The organism is Achromobacter sp. KK8, assembly GCF_054188005.1.
In genome coordinates, this window is the sequence record NZ_CM135178.1 from 1,675,478 (window position 1) to 1,695,315 (window position 19,838).

At 68.6% G+C, this 19,838-nt stretch carries 18 protein-coding genes; 6 read left to right on the forward strand and 12 right to left on the reverse strand.

The window, feature by feature from the left end:
* Positions 1-133: 133 nt before the first annotated feature.
* The 4 genes from ACVN9Z_RS07740 to ACVN9Z_RS07755 form a co-directional block, all read right to left on the reverse strand.
* Positions 134-1,741, reverse strand: a complete 1,608-nt coding sequence (locus ACVN9Z_RS07740; protein ID WP_458213313.1) for a carboxyl transferase domain-containing protein — start codon at positions 1,739-1,741, stop codon at positions 134-136.
* Positions 1,742-2,029: 288 nt separating this feature from the next.
* Positions 2,030-3,211: an acetyl-CoA C-acetyltransferase gene (locus ACVN9Z_RS07745; protein WP_458213314.1), complete on the reverse strand. Its 1,182-nt coding sequence runs from the start codon at positions 3,209-3,211 to the stop codon at positions 2,030-2,032.
* Between the two features lie 33 nt (positions 3,212-3,244).
* Entirely contained in the window at positions 3,245-5,110 is a 1,866-nt protein-coding gene (aceK, locus tag ACVN9Z_RS07750) for a bifunctional isocitrate dehydrogenase kinase/phosphatase (RefSeq protein ID WP_458213315.1), read from the reverse strand.
* Between the two features lie 17 nt (positions 5,111-5,127).
* Positions 5,128-6,306, reverse strand: a complete 1,179-nt coding sequence (locus ACVN9Z_RS07755; protein WP_006386961.1) for an isovaleryl-CoA dehydrogenase — start codon at positions 6,304-6,306, stop codon at positions 5,128-5,130.
* Between the two features lie 245 nt (positions 6,307-6,551).
* Here ACVN9Z_RS07755 and ACVN9Z_RS07760 point away from each other — a divergent pair, with 245 nt between their 5' ends.
* On the forward strand, positions 6,552-7,730 hold the full coding sequence (locus ACVN9Z_RS07760; protein WP_024067385.1) for a M20 aminoacylase family protein: 1,179 nt from the start codon (positions 6,552-6,554) through the stop codon (positions 7,728-7,730).
* Between the two features lie 132 nt (positions 7,731-7,862).
* Complete coding sequence (locus ACVN9Z_RS07765) at positions 7,863-8,834, forward strand: Bug family tripartite tricarboxylate transporter substrate binding protein (protein WP_047992421.1); 972 nt, start codon at positions 7,863-7,865, stop codon at positions 8,832-8,834.
* Positions 8,835-9,003: 169 nt separating this feature from the next.
* On the opposite strand, the gene ACVN9Z_RS07770 is transcribed toward ACVN9Z_RS07765, so the two are convergent.
* On the reverse strand, positions 9,004-9,336 hold the full coding sequence (locus ACVN9Z_RS07770) for a YnfA family protein (protein ID WP_006386964.1): 333 nt from the start codon (positions 9,334-9,336) through the stop codon (positions 9,004-9,006).
* A 10-nt stretch (positions 9,337-9,346) separates the two neighbouring features.
* Complete coding sequence (locus ACVN9Z_RS07775; protein ID WP_006386965.1) at positions 9,347-9,730, reverse strand: MerR family transcriptional regulator; 384 nt, start codon at positions 9,728-9,730, stop codon at positions 9,347-9,349.
* Positions 9,731-9,803: 73 nt separating this feature from the next.
* Here ACVN9Z_RS07775 and ACVN9Z_RS07780 point away from each other — a divergent pair, with 73 nt between their 5' ends.
* Positions 9,804-10,871 carry an MBL fold metallo-hydrolase gene (locus tag ACVN9Z_RS07780; protein WP_448684578.1) on the forward strand — a complete coding sequence of 356 codons (1,068 nt, stop codon included), beginning with the start codon at positions 9,804-9,806 and terminating at the stop codon, positions 10,869-10,871.
* 102 nt (positions 10,872-10,973) lie between these two features.
* Here the strand turns inward: ACVN9Z_RS07780 and ACVN9Z_RS07785 are convergent, their stop codons facing one another.
* A complete protein-coding gene (locus ACVN9Z_RS07785) occupies positions 10,974-11,600 on the reverse strand; it encodes a LysE family translocator (RefSeq protein ID WP_020925662.1) in 627 nt (208 codons plus the stop codon).
* A 77-nt stretch (positions 11,601-11,677) separates the two neighbouring features.
* Here ACVN9Z_RS07785 and ACVN9Z_RS07790 point away from each other — a divergent pair, with 77 nt between their 5' ends.
* Both ACVN9Z_RS07790 and metC read left to right on the forward strand, forming a co-directional pair.
* Positions 11,678-12,376, forward strand: a complete 699-nt coding sequence (locus ACVN9Z_RS07790; protein ID WP_026383978.1) for a nitroreductase — start codon at positions 11,678-11,680, stop codon at positions 12,374-12,376.
* Between the two features lie 83 nt (positions 12,377-12,459).
* On the forward strand, positions 12,460-13,653 hold the full coding sequence (metC, locus tag ACVN9Z_RS07795) for a cystathionine beta-lyase (protein ID WP_458213316.1): 1,194 nt from the start codon (positions 12,460-12,462) through the stop codon (positions 13,651-13,653).
* A gap of 4 nt (positions 13,654-13,657) precedes the next feature.
* Here the strand turns inward: metC and ACVN9Z_RS07800 are convergent, their stop codons facing one another.
* From ACVN9Z_RS07800 to argS, 5 genes are all read right to left on the reverse strand, one after another.
* Positions 13,658-14,617 carry a hypothetical protein gene (locus ACVN9Z_RS07800; RefSeq protein ID WP_458213317.1) on the reverse strand — a complete coding sequence of 320 codons (960 nt, stop codon included), beginning with the start codon at positions 14,615-14,617 and terminating at the stop codon, positions 13,658-13,660.
* Positions 14,596-15,807 (reverse strand): ABC transporter substrate-binding protein, encoded by a 1,212-nt coding sequence (locus tag ACVN9Z_RS07805; protein ID WP_006386971.1) that lies wholly within the window; start codon positions 15,805-15,807, stop codon positions 14,596-14,598. Before ACVN9Z_RS07805 ends, ACVN9Z_RS07800 begins: the two co-directional genes overlap by 22 nt.
* 162 nt (positions 15,808-15,969) lie before the next feature.
* On the reverse strand, positions 15,970-16,602 hold the full coding sequence (locus ACVN9Z_RS07810) for a thiol:disulfide interchange protein DsbA/DsbL (protein ID WP_049052571.1): 633 nt from the start codon (positions 16,600-16,602) through the stop codon (positions 15,970-15,972).
* Positions 16,603-16,688: 86 nt separating this feature from the next.
* Complete coding sequence (locus tag ACVN9Z_RS07815) at positions 16,689-17,405, reverse strand: SPOR domain-containing protein (RefSeq protein WP_020925656.1); 717 nt, start codon at positions 17,403-17,405, stop codon at positions 16,689-16,691.
* Positions 17,406-17,414: 9 nt separating this feature from the next.
* Positions 17,415-19,115 carry an arginine--tRNA ligase gene (gene argS, locus ACVN9Z_RS07820; protein WP_458213318.1) on the reverse strand — a complete coding sequence of 567 codons (1,701 nt, stop codon included), beginning with the start codon at positions 19,113-19,115 and terminating at the stop codon, positions 17,415-17,417.
* A 318-nt stretch (positions 19,116-19,433) separates the two neighbouring features.
* Between argS and ACVN9Z_RS07825 the strand changes: the two genes are divergently transcribed.
* Entirely contained in the window at positions 19,434-19,778 is a 345-nt protein-coding gene (locus ACVN9Z_RS07825; protein WP_020925654.1) for a DUF1840 domain-containing protein, read from the forward strand.
* Positions 19,779-19,838 lie beyond the last annotated feature (60 nt).

Genomic DNA, 19,838 nt, shown 5'->3' on the forward strand with positions numbered 1-19,838 from the left:
CGCGTTGCATCCAAAACCCTCACACGTCGCATCACGCCGACCTTATCGGGGACACCGCGGATCCGGCTTCGCCGGTCCGCCGGTGTCGCCCCCTTGAGGGGGCGCGCGCAGCGCGTAGGGGGTGGGCTTTCTTCTACATCCGGAAGACGCCGAAGCGCGTGTCTTCGATCGGCGCGTTCAGCGCCGCCGACAGCGCCAGCCCCAGCACGCGGCGCGTGTCGGCCGGCGCGATGATGCCGTCGTCCCACAGCCGCGCGGTGGCGTAGTACGGATGGCCCTCGCGTTCGTACTGCTCGCGGATCGGCGCCTTGAAGGCGTCTTCCTCGGCCGCCGACCACTGGCCGCCGCGCGCCTCGATGCCGTCGCGCTTGACGGTGGCCAGCACGCTGGCGGCCTGCTCGCCGCCCATCACCGAGATGCGCGCGTTGGGCCACATGAACAGCAGGCGCGGCGAGTAGGCGCGGCCGCACATGCCGTAGTTGCCGGCGCCGAACGAGCCACCGATCAGCACGGTGAACTTGGGCACGTTGGCGGTGGCCACCGCCGTCACCATCTTGGCGCCGTGGCGCGCGATGCCTTCGTTTTCGTACTTGCGGCCGACCATGAAGCCGGTGATGTTCTGCAGGAACACCAGCGGGATCTTGCGCTGCGCGCACAGCTCGATGAAGTGCGCGCCCTTCTGCGCCGATTCCGAGAACAGGATGCCGTTGTTGGCGACGATGCCCACCGGCATGCCGTGGATGTGGGCAAAGCCCGTCACCAGCGTGGGGCCGAAGCGCGCCTTGAATTCGTCGAACTCGGAGCCATCGACGATGCGCGCGATGACCTCGCGCACGTCGTACGGCTTGCGCGTGTCGGCGGGGATGATGCCGTTCAGTTCGGCCGGATCGTAGCGCGGCTCGCGCACCGGCACGGTGGCCAGCGGCGCCGGCTTCTTGCGGTTCAGGCGCGCCACGGCGCCGCGCGCCAGTTGCAGCGCGCGCATGTCGTTGGCGGCCAGGTGGTCGGCCACGCCCGACAGGCGCGTGTGCACGTCGCCGCCGCCCAGGTCCTCGGCGCTGACTTCCTCGCCGGTGGCGGCCTTCACCAAGGGCGGGCCGCCCAGGAAGATGGTGCCCTGGTTCTTGACGATGATGGACTCGTCGCTCATGGCGGGCACGTAGGCGCCGCCGGCGGTGCAGGACCCCATCACCACCGCGATCTGCGCGATGCCCTGCGCCGACATCTGCGCCTGGTTGTAGAAGATGCGGCCGAAGTGTTCGCGGTCGGGAAAGACCTCGTCCTGCTGCGGCAGGTTGGCGCCGCCGGAATCGACCAGGTAGACGCACGGCAGGCGGTTCTGCGCGGCGATCTCCTGCGCCCGCAGGTGCTTCTTGACCGTCATCGGGTAGTAGGTGCCGCCCTTGACGGTGGCGTCGTTGCAGACGATCACGCATTCGGTGCCGGCGATGCGGCCGATGCCGGTGATGACGCCCGCGCCCGGCGCGTCGCCGTCGTACATGCCGTGCGCCGCCATCGGCGACAGTTCCAGGAACGGCGAACCCGGATCGATCAGTTGTTCGACGCGGTCGCGCGGCAGCAGCTTGCCGCGCGCCACGTGCTTGGCGCGCGACGATTCGCTGCCGCCCAGCGCGGTCCGCGCCAGTTGCTGGCTCAGGTCGTCCAGTTGCGCCTGCATGGCGCGCGCGTTGTCGGTGTAGTCCTGCGACCGCGGATTGATGCGGGATTCGATGATGGGCATGGGGTACCACCCGTCCTGCTTAATGGGATGTTGAAGGCGCTCGGGGTCGAGCGGTTTGTCTCGCTGCCCGCTGAGCCGGGCATTCTTGTCATGGATTAACTCAGCTGCATTTCGTTGCGCCTCTCCCGCACGGCCCGCGACCGACCCGTCGCGGACTTCGCCTTGCGGAAAAGGCGCAGCGAAATGATGCCCCTCGGTGTGCCCGCTGCGCGGGCTTGCGGCCTCCCGAGGCGGCGCTTTTTCCCAGGGACATCCAGGGAAAAAGCGCGCCTCGGGAGAAATACCGCCTTAGACCATTTCGATCGCCATCGCCACGGCTTCGCCGCCGCCGATGCACAGCGTGGCCACGCCGCGCTTGCCGCCGGTCTTGCGCAGCGCGCCGATCAGCGTGGTCATCAGGCGCGCGCCGGAGGCGCCGATGGGGTGGCCCAGGGCGGTGGCGCCGCCGTGGATGTTGACCTTGTCGTGCGGCAGCTTGAAGTCGGTCATGGCGGCCATGGCGACCACGGCGAACGCTTCGTTGATCTCGTACAGGTCCACGTCCTCGGCCTTCCAGCCGGTCTTGGCGAACAGGTTCTTGAGCGCGCCGACGGGCGCGGTGGTGAACCAGTTCGGTTCCTGCGAGTGCTGGCTGTGCGCCACGATGCGGGCCAGCGGCTTGATGCCGAGCTTCTCGGCGGTGGAGGCGCGCATCAGCACCATGGCGGCGGCGCCGTCGGAGATCGACGACGAGTTGGCGGCGGTGACGGTGCCGTCCTTCTTGAACGCGGGCTTGAGCGTGGGGATCTTTTCCGGCATGGCCTTGGTGGGGGCCTCGTCGGTGTCGATCACGGTGTCGCCCTTGCGGCCGGCGACCGTGACCGGAGTGATTTCCCACTTGAAGCTGCCGTCTTCCGTGGCGGCGCGGGCGCGGCGCAGCGATTCCAGCGAGAACGCATCCTGCTGCTCGCGCGTGAACGAATACTTGGCGGCGCAATCCTCGGCGAACACGCCCATGGCCTTGCCCTTGTCGTAGGCGTCTTCCAGGCCGTCCAGGGCCATGTGGTCATAGATGGTGCTGTGGCCGTAGCGATAGCCCTGGCGGCCCTTGAGCATCAGGTAGGGCGCGTTGCTCATGCTTTCCTGGCCGCCGGCGACGACGATGTTGGCCGAACCCGCGGCCAGCAGGTCGTGGCCGAACATGGCGGCCTTCAGGCCCGAACCGCACACCTTGTGGATGGTGGTGCACGCCACGCCCAGCGGCAGGCCCGCGCCCAGCGCGGCCTGGCGCGCCGGGGCCTGGCCCTGGCCGGCCTGCAGCACGTTGCCCATGATGACTTCTTCGACCTGCTCGGGCTTGAGGCCGGCGCGTTCGACGGCAGCCTTGATGGCGACCGAGCCCAGTTCGTGCGCGGCCAGGCCTGACAGGCTGCCGAGCATGCCGCCCATGGGCGTGCGGGCGACGGAAACGATAACGATGGGATCTGACATGACTAGCTCCTGTGTGGGTCGGGACAGCGTGTTTTATGCGGCCGCGCCGGCGGGTGCCGGACGCAGTCGCCTGTCCGTATCGTAAGGGAAAAATTCTTCGATCCGGCCTTGCGCCACGTGGGCGCGACAGGCCTGCCACCACTCCGGTTCCAGCAGGTCGGCATGGTGGCGCAGGAAGGCGCCGCGCACACGCGCGTCGCCCAGCAGGAAACGGCCGAACTCTTCCGGAAAGACGTCGTTGGGCCCGACGGCATACCAGGGTTCGGAGGCCATTTCCGCCTCTTCGTTGGGGGCCGGCGGGATCCGCCGGAAGTTCATTTCGGTCATGCGCTGGATTTCGTCGTAGTCGTAGAACACGACCCGGCCCAGCCGCGTCACGCCGAAGTTCTTGTAGAGCATGTCGCCGGGGAAAATGTTGGCGGCGGCCAGCTGGCGGATCGCGTCGCCATATTCGCGCACGGCCGGCTCCAGCAGCGCGTCCGGCGCCTGGCTCAGGTACAGGTTCAGCGGCGTCATGCGCCGTTCGATGTAGACGTGGCGGATGACCACCGTGTCGCCGGTTTCCTCGATCAGGCTGGGCACCAGGCGCCGCAGTTCGTCGAGCAGCTGCGGCGCGAAGCGGGCGCGCGGCAGCGCCACCTGCGAATATTCCCAGGTATCGGCCATGCGGCCGACGCGATCGTGCAGCTTGACCATCTGGTACTTGCGCCGCACGGTGGCGTGGTCCATGCCGTCCTTGTCGATATGGTCCTTGATCAGCTTGAACACGTAGGGATAGGACGGCAGCGTGAACACGCACATCACCATGCCCTTGATGCCGGGCGCGATGTCGAAGGCGTCGCGCGAATGCGCCAGGTGGTGCAGGAAGTCGCGGTAGAACAGCGTCTTGCCCTGCTTCTGCAGGCCGATCATGGTGTACAGCTCGGCCTTGGGCTTGCGCGGCAAGAGGCTGGCCAGGAAGTTGACCACCGCGGCGGGCGTCTCCATGTCCACCAGGAAATACGCGCGCGTGAAGCTGAACAGCGTGCTCAGGTCGTCCGCGCCCAGCAGCAGCGCGTCCAGGTTCACCTGTCCGGCCGGGTTGCGCGTCAACGCCACGGCGAAGGGATAGACGGTGCCCTGGTTGATCAGGCGGCCGACGATGTAGGCGCCCTTGTTGCGAAAGAACAGCGAGCCCAGCGCATGCACCTGGCAGTCGCTGGCGATGCGGCGGCCGACGTGGCGCGGCAACTGCCGTCGCAGCTGGCCGATGGCAGCGCGCGCCAGCAGGCGGGTGTCGCGTGGCAGGTCCTCGAACGGCAGCGCCAGGCCGAAGTCGGCCACCATGCGGATCAGGCTTTTGTGCAGGCCCTCGGTCACCGGGTAGTAGACCCGGTACGACGGCATGCGACTGTCCAGGTAGTCGGTGGCCACGGCCGGCCGCACGAACAGGAAATCGTTGTGGAAGTAGTCGCGGTGCAGCAGCCGGCACGACACCGAGTTGAAGAAGGTCTCGGCGCATTCGGGCTGGCGATGCTCGCCCAGCAGGCCGACGAATTCCTGCTTGATCTGTTGCCAGTAGGCGGTCTGCGTTTCAGTCAGCGCGGCGCCCGCGGCGCCGTTCGCGCCGTTGGTGCCATGGGCGCCGACCGCGCCCTCGGGCCGCCCGCGCAGCACGCCTTCGAGCTGGCTGGCGCACTCGCGCACGCGCATGTCGTAGTACTCGATGCGTTCGCGCGACAGGCGCTGGATGCCGTGCCAGTCGCCCGATTCGAACAGCGCCTTGGCGCGCTGCGCGCTGTAGCGGAACAGCGCGTAGTGGCGGTCGAAGCCGGCCAGGATGCGATGCGCGACGTCCAGCGGCGAGGGGCCCTGCGCGGGCGCCTGCTCGATGTGCTGGACGTCGGACGTGCGGATCATGGCGGACTCGGGCCGAATCAGGCCGTCTCGGCGAACAGCTCGCGGCCGATCAGCATGCGGCGGATCTCGCTGGTGCCGGCGCCGATTTCATACAGCTTGGCGTCGCGCCACAGGCGGCCCACCGGGTATTCATTGATGTAGCCATTGCCGCCCAGGATCTGCACGCCCTCGCCGGCCATCCAGGTGGCCTTCTCGGCGGTGTACAGGATCAGCGCGGCGCAGTCCTTGCGCACCTGGCGCACGTGCTCGGCGCCCAGGCGGTCGAGGTTCTTGCCGACCTGGTAGCAGAAGGCGCGGCTGGCCTGCAGCGTGGTGTAGAGGTCGGCCACCTTGCCCTGGATCAGCTGGAATTCGCCGATGGCCTGGCCGAACTGCTTGCGGTCATGGATGTACGGCACCACCACGTCCATCACGGCCTGCATGATGCCGACCGGGCCGCCGGACAGCACGGCGCGTTCGTAGTCCAGGCCGCTCATCAGCACCTTGACGCCGCCGTTGACCTGGCCCAGCACGTTTTCCTCGGGGATCTCGCAATCCTGGAACACCAGTTCGCCGGTGTGGCTGCCGCGCATGCCGAGCTTGTCCAGCTTCTGCGCCACCGAGAAACCCTTGAAGCCCTTTTCCACCAGGAACGCGGTGATGCCGCGCTGGTGCGCCTCGGGGTCGGTCTTGGCATAGACCACCAGGGTGTCGGCGTCGGGGCCGTTGGTGATCCACATCTTGGAGCCGTTCAGCACGTAGCGGTCGCCCTTCTTGTCGGCGCGCAGCTTCATGCTGACCACGTCCGAGCCGGCGCCCGGTTCGCTCATGGCCAGCGCGCCGACGTGCTCGCCGGAAATCAGCTTGGGCAGGTACTTGGCCTTCTGCGCCGGGGTGCCGTTGCGGTTGATCTGGTTGACGCACAGGTTCGAGTGGGCGCCATAGGACAGGCCGATGGACGCGCTGGCGCGGGAGATTTCCTCCATCGCCACCATGTGGGCCAGGTAGCCCATGTTGGCGCCGCCGTATTCCTCGCTGGCCGTCATGCCCAGGACGCCCAGGTCGCCGAACTTGCGCCACAGGTCCATGGGGAACTGGTCGCTGCGGTCGACTTCGGCGGCGCGCGGCGCGATCTCGGCCTGCGCGAAAGTGCGCACGGCGTCGCGCAGCATGTCCAGGTCTTCGCCCAGATCGAAGTTCAGGCCAGGAAGGTTCATCGCTGTCTCCGTGATAGTGGGTACTTACATTTTTATGGGCGCCTGCGATCGCGCCGGATCTCGCCGCGTGGCCCCATGATGCGCTGATCGACGCTGGCTACGCAATGATGCACCGCAAATATTACGTTTACGTAAACGTAAATAAGAGTCGGGTTTTCCCTAGGCAAATGTTTGCGTCGCCGGCGGCGCCCCTGGGTACTATTCCCCGGATCCTTGAAACTTGAAATTTTGTTACGGAGTCAGCGGTGTCCGACCTGGCCAATCTCGACGATATTGTGGCGCTGCGGCGCGACCTGCACGCCCATCCCGAGCTCTGCTACGAGGAGCACCGCACCGCCAAGGTGGTGGCCGACGCCCTGCGCGGCTGGGGCATCGAGACCCACACCGGCATCGCCAAGACCGGCGTGGTCGGCGTCATCAAGCGCGGCACTTCCGACCGCGCCATCATGTTGCGCGCCGACATGGACGCCCTGCCGATGCAGGAAGAGAACCAGTTCGAACACCGTTCGCGCCACGACGGCAAGATGCATGGCTGCGGCCATGACGGCCACACCGCCATGCTGCTGGCCGCCGCGCGCCACCTGCAACAGGAAGGCGGCTTCGACGGCACCGTCTATTTCTGTTTCCAGCCGGCCGAGGAAGGCGGCGCCGGGGGCCGCGCCATGATCCAGGACGGCCTGTTCGAGCGCTTCCCCTGCGAAGCCGTGTTCGGCATGCACAACTGGCCGGGCCTGGAAGCCGGCTCGTTCGGCGTCTGCGCCGGGCCGATGATGGCGTCCGCCAACGGTTTCAAGATCACCGTGCGCGGCAAGGGCGGCCATGCCGCCGCGCCGCACGACTGCGCCGACCCGGTGCCGGCGCTGTTCGCCATCGGCCAGTCGCTGCAGACCATCCTGACGCGCAGCAAGCGCCCGCTGGACGCCGCCGTGCTGTCCATCACGCAGGTGCAGGCCGGCGGCAGCGTCATCAACGTGATCCCGGGCAGCGCCTGGCTGGGCGGCTCGGTGCGCGCCTACAGCACCGACGTGGTCGACCTGATCGAGCGCCGCATGCACGAGATCGCCGGCAGCATCGCCGCCGCCCACGGCTGCGAGGCCGAGGTCTACTTCGAACGCCGCTACCCGGCGCTGATCAACACGCCCGCCGAAACCGAGTTCTGCATGCAGGTCATGCGCGAGGTGGCCGGCGCCGACCACGCCCGCGTGATCGAGCCGGTGATGGCCTCGGAGGACTTCGCCTTTCTGTTGCAGGCCAAGCCCGGCTGCTACGTGTTCCTGGGCAACGGCGACGGCGATCACCGCATGGCCGGCCATGGCCTGGGCCCCTGCATGCTGCACAACACCAGCTACGACTTCAACGACGCCCTGATCGCGCCGGGCGCGAGCTACTGGGTGCGGCTGACGCAGCGCTATCTGGCTGGCTGATTCACGCGCGGCCGTCGCGACGCGCGTGTCGCCTTCGCGGTCACTGCCTTTGTCGCCACCACAAGTTTTCCTTTTGCCTTACCCGTTTCACGCATTACCTCACGCAGTGCTACGCAACACCACAAGGAAGCTATGAAAAAGAAGATGTTGTTCACGGCCGCGGGGGCGGCCCTGGCGATCATGACGGGCGGCGCCGCGCTGGCGCAGGGCTGGCCCGCCAAGCCCATCACGCTGGTCGTGCCCTACACCGCCGGCGGCAGCGCCGACGCGATCGGGCGCCGCCTGGGCGACGTGCTGCGCAAGGAGGCCAACGCCACCGTCATCGTCGAAAACAAGCCCGGCGCGGGCGCCTCGGTGGGCACCGACTTCGTGGCGCGCGCCCAGCCGGACGGCGCCACCCTGCTGCTGGCTTCCACCAGCCCGCTGACCATCTTCCCGCACCTGGCCAAGACCAACTACGACCCGATGAAGGACCTGACGCCGGTGGCCAGCGTGGCCGTGGCGCCCGTGGCCATCGTCGCCACCAAGGCCCTGCCGGTGAAGGACTTCGCCGGCCTGATCGACTACGCCAAGTCGCACCCGGACGGCGTGCGCTACGGCACGCCGGGCCAGGGCACCGTGGCCCACATCGGCATGGCGGCGCTGACCACGCAGACCGGCACCAGGATGCTGCACGTGCCCTACCGCGGCAACAGCCAGGCGCTGACCGACGGCCTGGGCGGCGTGGTCGAACTGCTGGTGGTCAACACCGACGTGGTGCTGCCGCACGTGGCCAGCGGCGCGCTCAAGCCGCTGGCGGTGATGGCGCCCGAGCGCCTGGCCGCCTGGCCCGACGTGCCCACCATGGCCGAACTGAAGCTGCCGCAGGCGCAGTACTACTCGAACTTCGGCATCTTCGCCCCGGCCAACCTGCCGCCGGCCGTGTCGGGTCCGCTGCAGGCCGCACTGGCCAAGGCCGTGGCCAGCCCCGAGTTCAAGGACCTCCTGGCCAAGTCCTACCTGCAGCCCGGCACCGCGTCCGGCGACGCTTTCGCCAAGCAGGTGCAGGCCGAGTTCGCCAACAACGCCCGCATCATCAAGGAAGGCAACATCAAGGCGGAATGACGCCGGGGCGCGCGTCCCCGCCGGGACGCCGCGCGAGCAATGCAAAGCGCGCTCCACGGGGAGCGCGCTTTTTCATTTTCGGAGAGGCGGACCGGCGTCGCGCCGCGTCATTGGGACGGGCCGGCGCGTGCTGGCCCGTCGTGTGCCCACGCGCCTTCGCGGCAATCGGTCAGGCCGTCTTCGGCCCGAACATGATCACCAGCATGCCGGCCAGGCACAGCCCCACGCCGACGTAATCGCTGACGCTGGGCCGCACGCCATCGACCGCCCACAGCCACAGCAGCGCCATGCCGATGTACACGCCGCCATAGGCCGCATACACGCGCCCCGACGCGGTCGGGTGCAGCGTCAACAGCCAGGCGAACAGGGCCAGGCTGACGGCGGCCGGCGCCAGCAGCCAGATGGAATGACCGCGGCGCAGCCACAGGTAAGGCAGGTAGCAGCCGATGATCTCGGCCAGCGCGGTCAGGACGAACAGCGCGAAGGTTTGCAGCATCGCCATGGCAGGCGCTTCAGGATCGTTGCTGCGCCAGCAGCTCGTGGCACTGGCGTTCCTGCACCGCGATCTCCTGCAGCGTATCCTCGATGTCGCGGCGCTGCTGTTCCAGCGTGGCGCGGTGCTGGGCCAGCACCGCCAGGTACTGGCGCAACTGCACCTCGGTGTCGCCAGGGCCGTCGTACATGTCAATCAGCGTCAGGATCTCCGACAACTGCAGGCCCAGGCGCTTGCCGCGCAGGGCCAGCTTCAGGCGCGTGCGGTCGCGCGGCCCGAAGATGCGGTTGCGGCCCTCGCGCGCCGGGCTGACGATCCCCTGGTCTTCATAGAAGCGGATCGTGCGGGGCGTGACGTCGAACTCGCGGGCGAGCTCGGAGATGGTCCAGGTTGACGGGGACATGCGACGTGTGGCAGTTTACGTAAACGTAAATTATGATGACTTGACGCGATCGTCAAGCGTGGAGAGCGAGGCAATGAACCCCAACGAACAGAAGCTGCAGTATCCCTGGGCCGATTTCCAGCCCGAAGCCGGCCGCGCCCATCAGGTGGCCGAGGGCGTCAAGTGGATCCGCATGCCGCTGCCGTTCGCGCTGGATCATATCAATCTCTGGCTGCTGCGCGATCGCATCGACGGCCGCGACGGCTGGACCATCGTCGACTGCGGCATCTCGCGCGACGAGGTCAAGACGCTGTGGGAACAGGTGTTCGAGAACGAACTGGAAGGCCTGCCGGTGCTGCGCGTCATCGTCACCCACATGCACCCCGACCACATCGGCCTGGCCTACTGGCTCTGTGAACGCTGGGACGCGCGGCTGTGGATGACCATGACCGACTTCATGGTCGCGTCGCTGTGGTCGTCGCGCCGCAATGACGCCGGCGCCGGTCCCGGCGGCCAATCGGCGGTCGACCATTTCGCCCGCCACGGCCTGACCGATCCGGACGCGCAGGAACAGATCCGCCAGCGCGCCAACTACTTTCCCAACCTGGTGCCGGCCGTGCCGTCGCGCTACACCCGCATCATGCATGGCGACGCGGTGCGCATCGGCGCGCACGACTGGCGCGTCATCGTCGGCTACGGCCACGCGCCCGAGCACGCCTCGCTGCATTCGCCCGGCCTGGGCGTGCTGATCTCCGGCGACATGGTGCTGCCGCGCATCTCCACCAACGTCAGTGTGTTCGACTACGAGCCCGACGCCAACCCGCTGCCGCTGTACCTGCGCTCGCTCGACGGCTACGCCGACGTGCCGCGCGACACGCTGGTGCTGCCCTCGCACGGCCGGCCGTTCAAGGGCCTGCACGAACGCATCGCGCAGCAGCACGAGCACCATCGCGACCGCCTGGCCGAGGTGCTGGAAGCCTGTAAGGCCGGACCGCAATCGACCTCGGACATCGTGCCGGTGCTGTTCAAGCGCAAGCTCGACCTGCACCAGCTCACCTTTGCCATGGGCGAGGCGCTGGCGCACCTGCATGCGCTGTACTTCGAAGGCAAGCTGACGCGCAGCACAGGCGCGGACGGCATCGTGCGCTTCAAGGCAGCCTGACGCCGCTCCCAGCCACGTTGCGCGGTGGCGTCCCGCGGGCGCGAACCGGCGCGCGTGGCTTCGCCGGGCCGGCCTTCGCCAGGCTCGCGCCGGCCGGCGGCCTCAGCGCGTGGCCGTCGCCAGCCGCACGGCCAGCCCCACGAACACCAGCGCCGCGACGCGGTTGAGCCAGCGCTTGGCCGTGACCGAGCGCTGCAGCAGTTCGCCGAACGCGCCCGAAAAGAAGGCGATCGCGCCGAACACCAGCAGCGTGGCCAGCATGAACACCGCGCCCAGTTGCACCGTCTGCCAGCCCACCGAACCCAGTTTGGGCGAGGTGAACTGCGGCAGGAAGGCGAAGAAGAACAGCAGCACCTTGGGATTGGTCAGGTTCATGACGATGCCGCGCCGGTACAGCGCGGAGGTCTTCATCGGCTCGGGCCGCTGGCCGTCCTCGGCATGCACCGGCGCCCGCAGGATCTGCCACGCCAGGTAGGCCAGATACGCCGCGCCCGCCAGTTTCAGCACCGTGAAGGCCACAGGGGAAGCCGCGAACACGGCGGCCAGCCCGAGCGCCACGGCGGCGGTGTGGCCCAGCAGCCCGGTGCACAGCCCCAGCACCACGAACAGCCCGGCCTTGCGGCCCCAGATGGCCGATTGCATCAGCACGAACAGGTTGTCGGGCCCGGGCGTGAGGGCCAGCAATACGGCAATGCCGAAGAACGCGATCAGGGAATCGAGGGGCAACATGGGGTCTCGCCAGGGTCGGGCGGCGCCTTGCGCGCCGGCAATCAAGTGGCATCATACGAGGAAACCAAGGAGACACCATGTCCGCCGTACCCGAATCCGCCGCCGCGCGTCCCGACGCCGCGCTCGAAGACTGGCTGCGCGCGCGCCACAGTTGCCGCGCCTTCCTGCCCGAGCCGGTGCCGCGCGCCACCATCGAACGCATCCTGACGCTGGCGCAGCGCACCGCGTCCTGGTGCAACTGCCAGCCGTGGCAGGTGACGGTGGCCTCGGGCGATGGCGCGCGACGTCTCAGCCGGGCCCTGGTGGAACGCGCCGGGCAAGCGGGCTTCACGCCCGATTTCCCGTTCCCGCGCGAGTACCAGGGCGACTACCTGGCGCGGCGCCGCGAGTCGGGCTTCCAGCTGTATGGGGCCGTGGGCGTGGCGCGCGGCGACCGCGAGGCCTACCGCCGCCAGGAACTGCGCAACTTCCAGTTGTTCGATGCGCCGCACGTGGCCATCATCACCACTGACGAGGCGCTGGGCGAATACGGCGCCATCGACTGCGGCGGTTATGTGGCCAATTTCCTGCTGGCGGCGCAGGCCAACGGCGTGGCCACGGTGGCGCAGGCCTCGCTGGCGATGTATCCCGAGGTGCTGCGCGAACAGCTGGGCATCGGTGCCGACCGCCGCGTGGTTTGCGCCATTTCGTTCGGCTATGCCGACGCCGCGCATCCGGCCAACAGCTACCGCACCAGCCGCGCCGACCTGGACGCGGCGGTGCGCTGGATCGACTGACACCCGACCCCGGGGGCGCGACATCCGCGCGCGTTCCTGCTACGGTTCGGGTTCTCCCAATACGCAAGCATTCCCTCTTGAAGATGGCTACCAAACACATCGATACGGTTTTGCAGCACGCGGGCACCGCCCCGTTCAACCCCGAGACGGGCACGGCGCCGGTGCCGCTGCCGCCGATGCGGGCCAGCACGGTGCGTTTCGAGAACCTGGCGGCCCTGGAAAAGGCCCAGCGCAACAAGGCCGCCGGCGGCCGCGCCACCACCTATGGCCGCATGGGCATGGACACGCACGCGGCGCTGGAGCAGGTTTTCGCGCAGCTCGAAGGCGGCACCCACGCGTATCTGGCGCCGTCGGGCCTGTCGGCCATGACCATGGTGATGCTGGCGCTGTGCTCGGCCGGCGACCACGCGCTGATCTCCGATTGCGTCTACGGCCCGATGCGAGAGCTGGACGATGCCGTGCTCAAGCGCATGAACATCGCCGTCACCTACTTCGCCGCCGGCGAAGACCTGGACGCGTTGGTGCAGCCCAACACCAGGCTGCTGTACGTGGAATCGCCCGGCTCGCTGCTGTTCGAGATGCTCGACATGGGCGCCATGGCGGCCATTGCGCAGCGCCACGGCCTGGTGCTGGCCACCGACAACACCTGGGGCTCGGGCTACATCTACCGGCCGTTGACGCTGGGCGCGCAGGTGTCGGTCATCGCCGGCACCAAGTACGTGGGCGGCCATTCCGACCTGATGCTGGGCGCGGTGGTCACCAATGACGAGGCGATTGCCAAGAAGCTGAACCGCACCCAGTACGCGATGGGCTACTCCATCAGCGCAGACGACGCCTGGCTGGCGCTGCGCGGTGTGCGCACCATGCCGATCCGCATGGCGCAACACGCCCGCCACGCGCTGCAAGTGTGCGAGTTCTTCAAGAGCCGTCCCGAGACCGTGCGCCTGTTCCACCCCGCCTGGCCGCAGGATCCGGGCCATGCACTGTGGCAGCGCGACTGCACGGGCTCCAACGGCATGCTGTCGGTCGAACTGTGCCTGTCGCCGGCGGCCGCGCGCGTGTTCGTGGACGAACTGGAACTGTTCGGCATCGGCTTCTCGTGGGGCGGCTACGAAAGCCTGGTGCAGCTGGTGTCGCCCAAGGACCTGTCGCACCATCGCTATTGGGGCGAGGGCCAGAACGCGCTGGTGCGCCTGCACATCGGCCTGGAGTCGCCGCAGGACATCATCGCCGACCTGACCCAGGCGCTGGAAAAGGCTGCGGCGGTCAAGGGCTGACGTCTCAGGCGTTGGCGCGGATCCACGCGCCGATGCGCGCGGCGATGTCGTCGCTGTTGTCGTCCATCATGGGCATGTGCGAGTTGCCACGGATGCCCATGCCGGCCAGGCGCCAGCTGGTGACGCGGCCGCCGCGCGCGGCCAAGCGGTCGGCGTAGGCCTGCCCGGCCGCATCCAGCTTGGCCCACAGCGGCGTGGCGTCCAGATAATCGCCGTAGACGAACAGGAAGGGCTTGCCCGCCGCCGCGGCCGGGTCCACCTCCTGCGAGAAGCCCGACGGTTCGATGCCGATGACGCCGCGCACCAGATCCGGCCGCGCCTGCAGCGCGCGGTAGGCCACTTCGCCGCCATGGCTGTGCGCCAGCACCAGGCACGGGCCGATGCGCTCCAGCGCGGCGCACAAGCCCGCCAGCGCCGCATCGTTGTTGCCCAGCCAGCGCGGCACGGCGTGGCGGATGAAATCATCGAAGGCCGCCAGCGGAAAGCGCTGGCCGTCGAAGGCGCGGCGCTGCGCGTAGTCCTCGGCGCGGCCCAAGCGGAACAGCGACCAGCTTTCCTCGGCGTTGCGCACGATGGGTGCATCCGGCCAGACCTCCTCGAACGGTGTCCAGCCGGCGCGGCCGCGCTCGACGTTGTCGACCACGTAGACCGCGTGGCCCTGCCGCAGGAAATGCTGCAGCCAGCCATGCCGGCCGTCCGGCGTCTGTTCCCACATCGCGCCGGTCATGCCGCCGCCGTGCAGCAGCACCAGCGGCAGCGGGTGGCGGCGTTCGGCCGGGATGAAGTACTGCACGTAGGCCTGTTCGACGTGGTACAGCCCGTTGGGGTCGTACGTCAGCGAGGCGGTCTTGGTGAAGGCGATCTCGCGCACCGGGCGGCCGCTGATATGCGCCTGCCGCCCGCCCGCGTAGAAGCTGCCGAAATCGGCCAGCGCCAGGGGGCCTACTTCTTGACCAGCGGACATTGGCTTTCCGACAGGGGCCAGGCGAGCGAGTCGCCGGGAATGGTGCGCACGATGTTGTAGTAGTCCCAGGGCGCCTTGGACTGGTCGGGCGATTTCACCTGCGCCAGCATCATGTCGCGCACCACCAGGCCGTCTTCGCGGATGTGCGCGTTCAGGCTGAAGGCGTCGTCGATCGGCATCGACTTCATCTTGGCCATCACCGCGTCCGAATCGGTGGTGCCGGCCGCCTGCACCGCGCGCAGGTAGTGGCGCACCGAGCTGTAGACGCCGGCCTGCAGGAAGGTGGGCGGGCGGCCCAGGCGGGCCTCGAACTTCTTGCTGAAGGCGCGGGTGCCGTCGTTCATGTCCCAATAGGACGGCACCGTCAGGTAGGTGTGCTGCGCGGCCTGCAATCCCAGGCTGTGCACGTCGGTCAGCAGCAATAGCATCGCCGCCAGCTTCTGGCCGCCGCTGGCGATGCCGAATTCGGCCGCCTGCTTGATCGCCGAGATGGTGTCGCCGCCGGCGTTGGCGACGGCGATGATCTGCGCCTTGGAGGCCTGCGCCTGCAGCAGGAACGAGGCGAAGTCCGAGGCGTTGAGCGGATGGAACACGGTGCCCACCACTTCGCCGCCGTTGGCCTTGACCACGGTCTCGGTGTCGGCGGCCAACTGCTTGCCGAAGGCGTAATCGGACGCCAGGATGAACCAGCGCTTGTTGCCTTCCTTGACCACGGCGGTGGCGGTGCCGCGCGACAGCGCGTAGGTGGTGTAGGTCCATTGCACGCCATACGGCGAGCACTGGGCCTGCGTCAGCGCGGTGGTGCCGGGGCTGGAGAACAGCACCAGCTTTTTCTTTTCGCGCGCGATGCCCTGCACCGCCAGCGCCACCGACGAATTGGGCACGTCCACCACCACGTCGACGCCATCGGTGTCGTACCACTTGCGCACCATGCCGCTGCCGATGTCGGGCCGGTGTTGGTGGTCGCCGGACACCAGCGCCACGGGCTTGCCGAGCACGCTGCCGCCCAGTTCCTCGATCGCCAGGCGGGCCGCTTCGACCGAGCCGCGCCCGGTGGCGTCGGCGGTGACGCCGGCCATGTCCGTCAGGACGCCGATCTTCACGCCGTCGGCGTCATTGGCTTGCGCCGCAAGGCCGGCCAGCGCCAGGCTCACGCCCAGCGCCGCGCGGCGCAGGAATTGCTGTCTCATCTTCCACCCCTTGTAGGCCGCGCGTGGCGGCGAATAATTATGGGAGGAAGTGTAGCTCGCGGCGGGCGCTTTGCCGCCTGCGCCCGCCTTGGGGATGACCCCATGAAAAACGCCCCGGCCGGTCGGCGCGGGGCGTCGTCATGAACGCGGTTCAGGCGCGGATCACTTGCCGCGGGCCATCGGGATCAGCTTGTTCACTTCCTGCAGGGCGCCTTCGTAGCTGTTGCCCGCCATGACCGGCGAGGTCATGAACTTGCCGCCGACGGCGAACGACGGCGTGCCTTCGATGCGATAGGCTTCGGCCAGCTGGTTGGCGCGCTGCACCTGGGTCTGCACGCTGAACGAATCGAACACCGAGTCGAACTTGGCGCGGTCCACGCCCTGCGCGGCGGCCCACTCGCCCATGGCCTTCTTGTCGATCAGGCGCTTGTGCTCGCCGTGGATGGCAGTGAAGACCTTGGCATGCAGGTCCGGCCGATCCAGGGCCACCAGGGTGTAGTACAGCTGTTGCAGCGGCTTCATGCCGGCGTTGAAGGCGATCGGCACCTGCTTGAGCACGACGTCTTCGGGCTTGGTCTTGGCCCAGTCCTCGACCATGGGTTCCATGGCGGCGCAGTGCGGGCAGGTATAGGCGAAGAATTCCAGGACCTCGATCTTGCCCGGGGTATCCGACGGCAGCGGCGGATTGATCGGCACATAGGCCTGGGTGCCCTGGGCGTGGCTGACCGGGCTGAAGAACGCGGTGGCGGTCAGCGCGGCGGCTGCCAGGATGCGGATGAGCTTGGGGGACAGCATGATGGGGTGAGGTTCCTGAACAAAGAGGTTACAGACAGGGCCGGGCCTGGATTAGTTCAATCAAAAACCATGATGGGCGCGCCATGTTACTGGCGCACCACTGCCGTTTCGATCTTGTTCTCGCCCAGCCGGCCACGGGCGCGGTTCATGTCGTCCAGGCGGGCGAACGGACCGACGCGCACGCGGTTGATCGGCTTGCCGTTGACTTCGGCCTTCTGCACCGCCACCGGCAGGCCCAGCAGGATGATGCGAGCCTTGAGCGATTCGGCGTCGTCCTGGCCGCGGAAGGCGCCGGCCTGCAGGTAGTACGAGCCATTGGCCGACGCGGTCGGGGCGGCGCTGGCGACCGGCGCCTTGGCCGCGGGGGCCGGGGTCGGCGCCACCTTGGCGATGGGCGTGGGCGGCGCGCTGGCGGCCGGCGCGGGGGCGGCCGCGGGCGTGTTGTTGGAGGTCGGCAGGGTGGCGATCAGCGCGCCCAGGTCGTCCGACTTGCCCGCCGGCGCGGTGCCGCCCGCGCCCGGCAGCGGCGCGGGCGCCGTGGCGGTCGGGCCGGTGGGCGGGGAACCCGCCGCGCCGTCGCGGCCGTACAGGCCGGCGTTGGGGTCCGGCGCCTGGCGCGGATCGGGCAGCTTGCCGGCGTCGCCCTGGCGGGTGGCGCGATCGACAAAGGGCACGGGCGCCTTGGTGACGTAGAACGCCACGACGGCGGCGACGATCAAGCCGAGGAGCAGACCGGCCAGCGCCCCGTACAGGGTGCTGCCGCTTTCGCCTGACCGGCGGGTGGATTTGCGCTTGGTGGCCATGTACCGATGTTACATCCGCTCGGGGGCGGACACGCCCAACAGCGCCAGGCCGTTGGCCAGCACCTGGCGCGTGGTCGCGGCCAGGCGCAGGCGCGCCAGCTTGAGCGCGGGGTCGTCGACCAGCACGCGCTCGGCGTTGTACCAGCCGTGGAAGTCGGCGGCGCAGTCGCGCAGCCAGAAAGCGATGTGGTGCGGGGCCAGTTCCTGGGCGGCCAGCGCCACCACGTGGGGGAACTCGGCCAGTCGCTGCATCAGCGCGAATTCGCTCGGCGCGGTCAACAGGGACGCATCGGCCGCGGCCACTTCCGCCGCCGGCATGCCGGCGTTGTTGATGACCGAGCAGATGCGCGCGTGGGCGTACTGGATGTAGTAGACCGGGTTCTCGTCGCTCTTGGACAGGGCCAGGTCGACGTCGAACACGAATTCGGTGTCGGCGCGGCGCTGGATCAGGAAGTAGCGCACGGCGTCGCGGCCGACCCAGTCGATCAGGTCGCGCATGGTGACGTAGCTGCCGGCGCGCTTGGAGATCTTGACCTCCTGGCCGCCGCGCATCACCTTGACCATCTTGTGCAGCACGTACGACGGGTAGTCCTTGGGAATCCCCTCTTCCAGCGCCTGCAGGCCGGCGCGCACGCGCGCCACGGTGCCGTGGTGGTCGCTGCCCTGGATGTTCACGGCGCGGTGGAAACCGCGTTCCCACTTGGCTTTGTGGTAGGCCACGTCCGGCACGAAATAGGTGTAGCCGCCCTCGCTCTTGCGCATGACGCGGTCTTTGTCGTCGCCCGTGCCCAGTTCGGTGGTGCGCAGCCACAGCGCGCCGCCTTCTTCATAGGTATGGCCGCCGGCGATCAGCGCCTTGACGGTGGCCTCGACCCGGCCCGAGGTGTACAGCGAGCTTTCCAGGTAATAGTTGTCGAACTTCAGCCCGAAGGCCTGCAGGTCCAGGTCCTGCTCGCGGCGCAGGTAGGCCACGGCGAAGGCGCGGATGTCTTCCAGGCTGTCGATGTTGCCGGTGGCGGTGACGGGCTCGCCGTCCGAGGCCTGGATGGTCTTGCCGGCCTGGAAGTCGCGGGCGATGTCCAGGATGTAGTCGCCCTTGTAGCCGTCGGCGGGCCAGTCGGGCGAGTCGGTGCCCACGCCGCGGGCGCGCGCCTGCACGCTGATGGCCAGGTTCTCGATCTGGTTGCCGGCGTCGTTGTAATAGAACTCGCGGGTCACATCCCAGCCGATGGCGTCGTACAGGCGGCACAGGGCGTCGCCCAGGGCCGCCTGGCGGGCGTGGCCGACGTGCAGCGGGCCGGTCGGGTTGGCGGACACGAATTCCACCAGGATCTTCTCGCCGCTGCGGGCGGCGCGGCCAAAGGCCTCGCCCTGCTCGGCCACGGCCGTGATGACGGCCTGGCGGGCGGCGGCGGTGACGCGCAGGTTGATGAAGCCGGGACCGGCGATCTCGGCGCTTTCGACCAGGTCGCGGGCGCCGGGCAGGGCCAGCAGCGCCTCGACGATGGCCTGGGCCAGTTCACGCGGGTTGCGCTTGGCCGGCTTGGCCAGCTGCATGGCCACGTTGGTGGCGACGTCGCCGTGGGCGGCGACCTTGGGGCGCTCCAGCAGCACGTTGGCTCGGGCCGTATCGGCCTGGGCGTCGGGCAGGCTCTGCGCGACGGCGGCCTGGATCAGGGAGATAAGCTGTTTTTGTTGCTCGGGGAGCATGGGCGTCTGGAGAAGTTCGGGTGGGTGACGAGGGTGGCTGCGGGCGCGGCCGGGCCGCGGGCCCGCGCGCTGGCCCACCGGCGGTGCCGGGGGCGGGGATCGGCCGGCCGGCGCGTCTGGGGAGGCGCGGCCGCGCGGGCGCCGGCAACCTGGGCCGCCGCGGATCCTGCCGTCACGGGAATCTCCTGAATCATAGCTTGATTTGGCGACCGCCACCGGCCACGGGCCGCCCCCGGCGGGTAGGGCGGAGCGCCAGTTGGCATCCCCAGGGCGTTGCGGTAGTGTATTGAAGGTATTCAATCCGTAGGAGACCGGAATATGCTGATTACATTTCACTCCAAGGTCGTGGCCGAAGTCCTGATGCTTACCGACCATGCCGGCGCCCTGCTGCAGGCCGCGGGCAAGTCCTTCGGCGACAAGATCCCCGAGCGCGGCGTGTTCACCGTCGACCAGCTCGGTCCGGCCATCCAGGGCATCGAACGGGCCATCGAAGAGGCCCAGGGCACCCACGACGAGGACGAGGAAGACGAGGACAAGCCGCCGGTGGCGCCCATGGCGCGCGCGGTCGGCCTGAAGGAACGCGCCTTCCCGCTGCTGGACATGATGCGCCAGTCGCAGGCCGCCGGCGCCGAGGTCACCTGGGAAGTCTCCCGCGGCTGGTAGGCAATGTCGCCGGACGGACAATCTGCCCGGCGATTTTTCCCTACCCTTTGCGGTTGACGC

What these genes read in the sequence shown, in the direction of transcription:
- ACVN9Z_RS07785 (WP_020925662.1), bottom strand. Translation starts at nt 11,600, where the DNA reads ATGTTGCCCCTCGATTCCCTGATCGCGTTCTTCGGCATTGCCGTATTG.
- ACVN9Z_RS07805 (WP_006386971.1), bottom strand. Translation starts at nt 15,807, where the DNA reads ATGAGACAGCAATTCCTGCGCCGCGCGGCGCTGGGCGTGAGCCTGGCG.
- ACVN9Z_RS07740 (WP_458213313.1), bottom strand. Translation starts at nt 1,741, where the DNA reads ATGCCCATCATCGAATCCCGCATCAATCCGCGGTCGCAGGACTACACC.
- ACVN9Z_RS07825 (WP_020925654.1), top strand. Translation starts at nt 19,434, where the DNA reads ATGCTGATTACATTTCACTCCAAGGTCGTGGCCGAAGTCCTGATGCTT.
- ACVN9Z_RS07780 (WP_448684578.1), top strand. Translation starts at nt 9,804, where the DNA reads ATGAACCCCAACGAACAGAAGCTGCAGTATCCCTGGGCCGATTTCCAG.
- ACVN9Z_RS07745 (WP_458213314.1), bottom strand. Translation starts at nt 3,211, where the DNA reads ATGTCAGATCCCATCGTTATCGTTTCCGTCGCCCGCACGCCCATGGGC.
- ACVN9Z_RS07755 (WP_006386961.1), bottom strand. Translation starts at nt 6,306, where the DNA reads ATGAACCTTCCTGGCCTGAACTTCGATCTGGGCGAAGACCTGGACATG.
- ACVN9Z_RS07775 (WP_006386965.1), bottom strand. Translation starts at nt 9,730, where the DNA reads ATGTCCCCGTCAACCTGGACCATCTCCGAGCTCGCCCGCGAGTTCGAC.
- ACVN9Z_RS07815 (WP_020925656.1), bottom strand. Translation starts at nt 17,405, where the DNA reads ATGGCCACCAAGCGCAAATCCACCCGCCGGTCAGGCGAAAGCGGCAGC.
- ACVN9Z_RS07810 (WP_049052571.1), bottom strand. Translation starts at nt 16,602, where the DNA reads ATGCTGTCCCCCAAGCTCATCCGCATCCTGGCAGCCGCCGCGCTGACC.
- metC (WP_458213316.1), top strand. Translation starts at nt 12,460, where the DNA reads ATGGCTACCAAACACATCGATACGGTTTTGCAGCACGCGGGCACCGCC.
- argS (WP_458213318.1), bottom strand. Translation starts at nt 19,115, where the DNA reads ATGCTCCCCGAGCAACAAAAACAGCTTATCTCCCTGATCCAGGCCGCC.
- ACVN9Z_RS07790 (WP_026383978.1), top strand. Translation starts at nt 11,678, where the DNA reads ATGTCCGCCGTACCCGAATCCGCCGCCGCGCGTCCCGACGCCGCGCTC.
- ACVN9Z_RS07765 (WP_047992421.1), top strand. Translation starts at nt 7,863, where the DNA reads ATGAAAAAGAAGATGTTGTTCACGGCCGCGGGGGCGGCCCTGGCGATC.
- aceK (WP_458213315.1), bottom strand. Translation starts at nt 5,110, where the DNA reads ATGATCCGCACGTCCGACGTCCAGCACATCGAGCAGGCGCCCGCGCAG.
- ACVN9Z_RS07800 (WP_458213317.1), bottom strand. Translation starts at nt 14,617, where the DNA reads ATGTCCGCTGGTCAAGAAGTAGGCCCCCTGGCGCTGGCCGATTTCGGC.
- ACVN9Z_RS07770 (WP_006386964.1), bottom strand. Translation starts at nt 9,336, where the DNA reads ATGGCGATGCTGCAAACCTTCGCGCTGTTCGTCCTGACCGCGCTGGCC.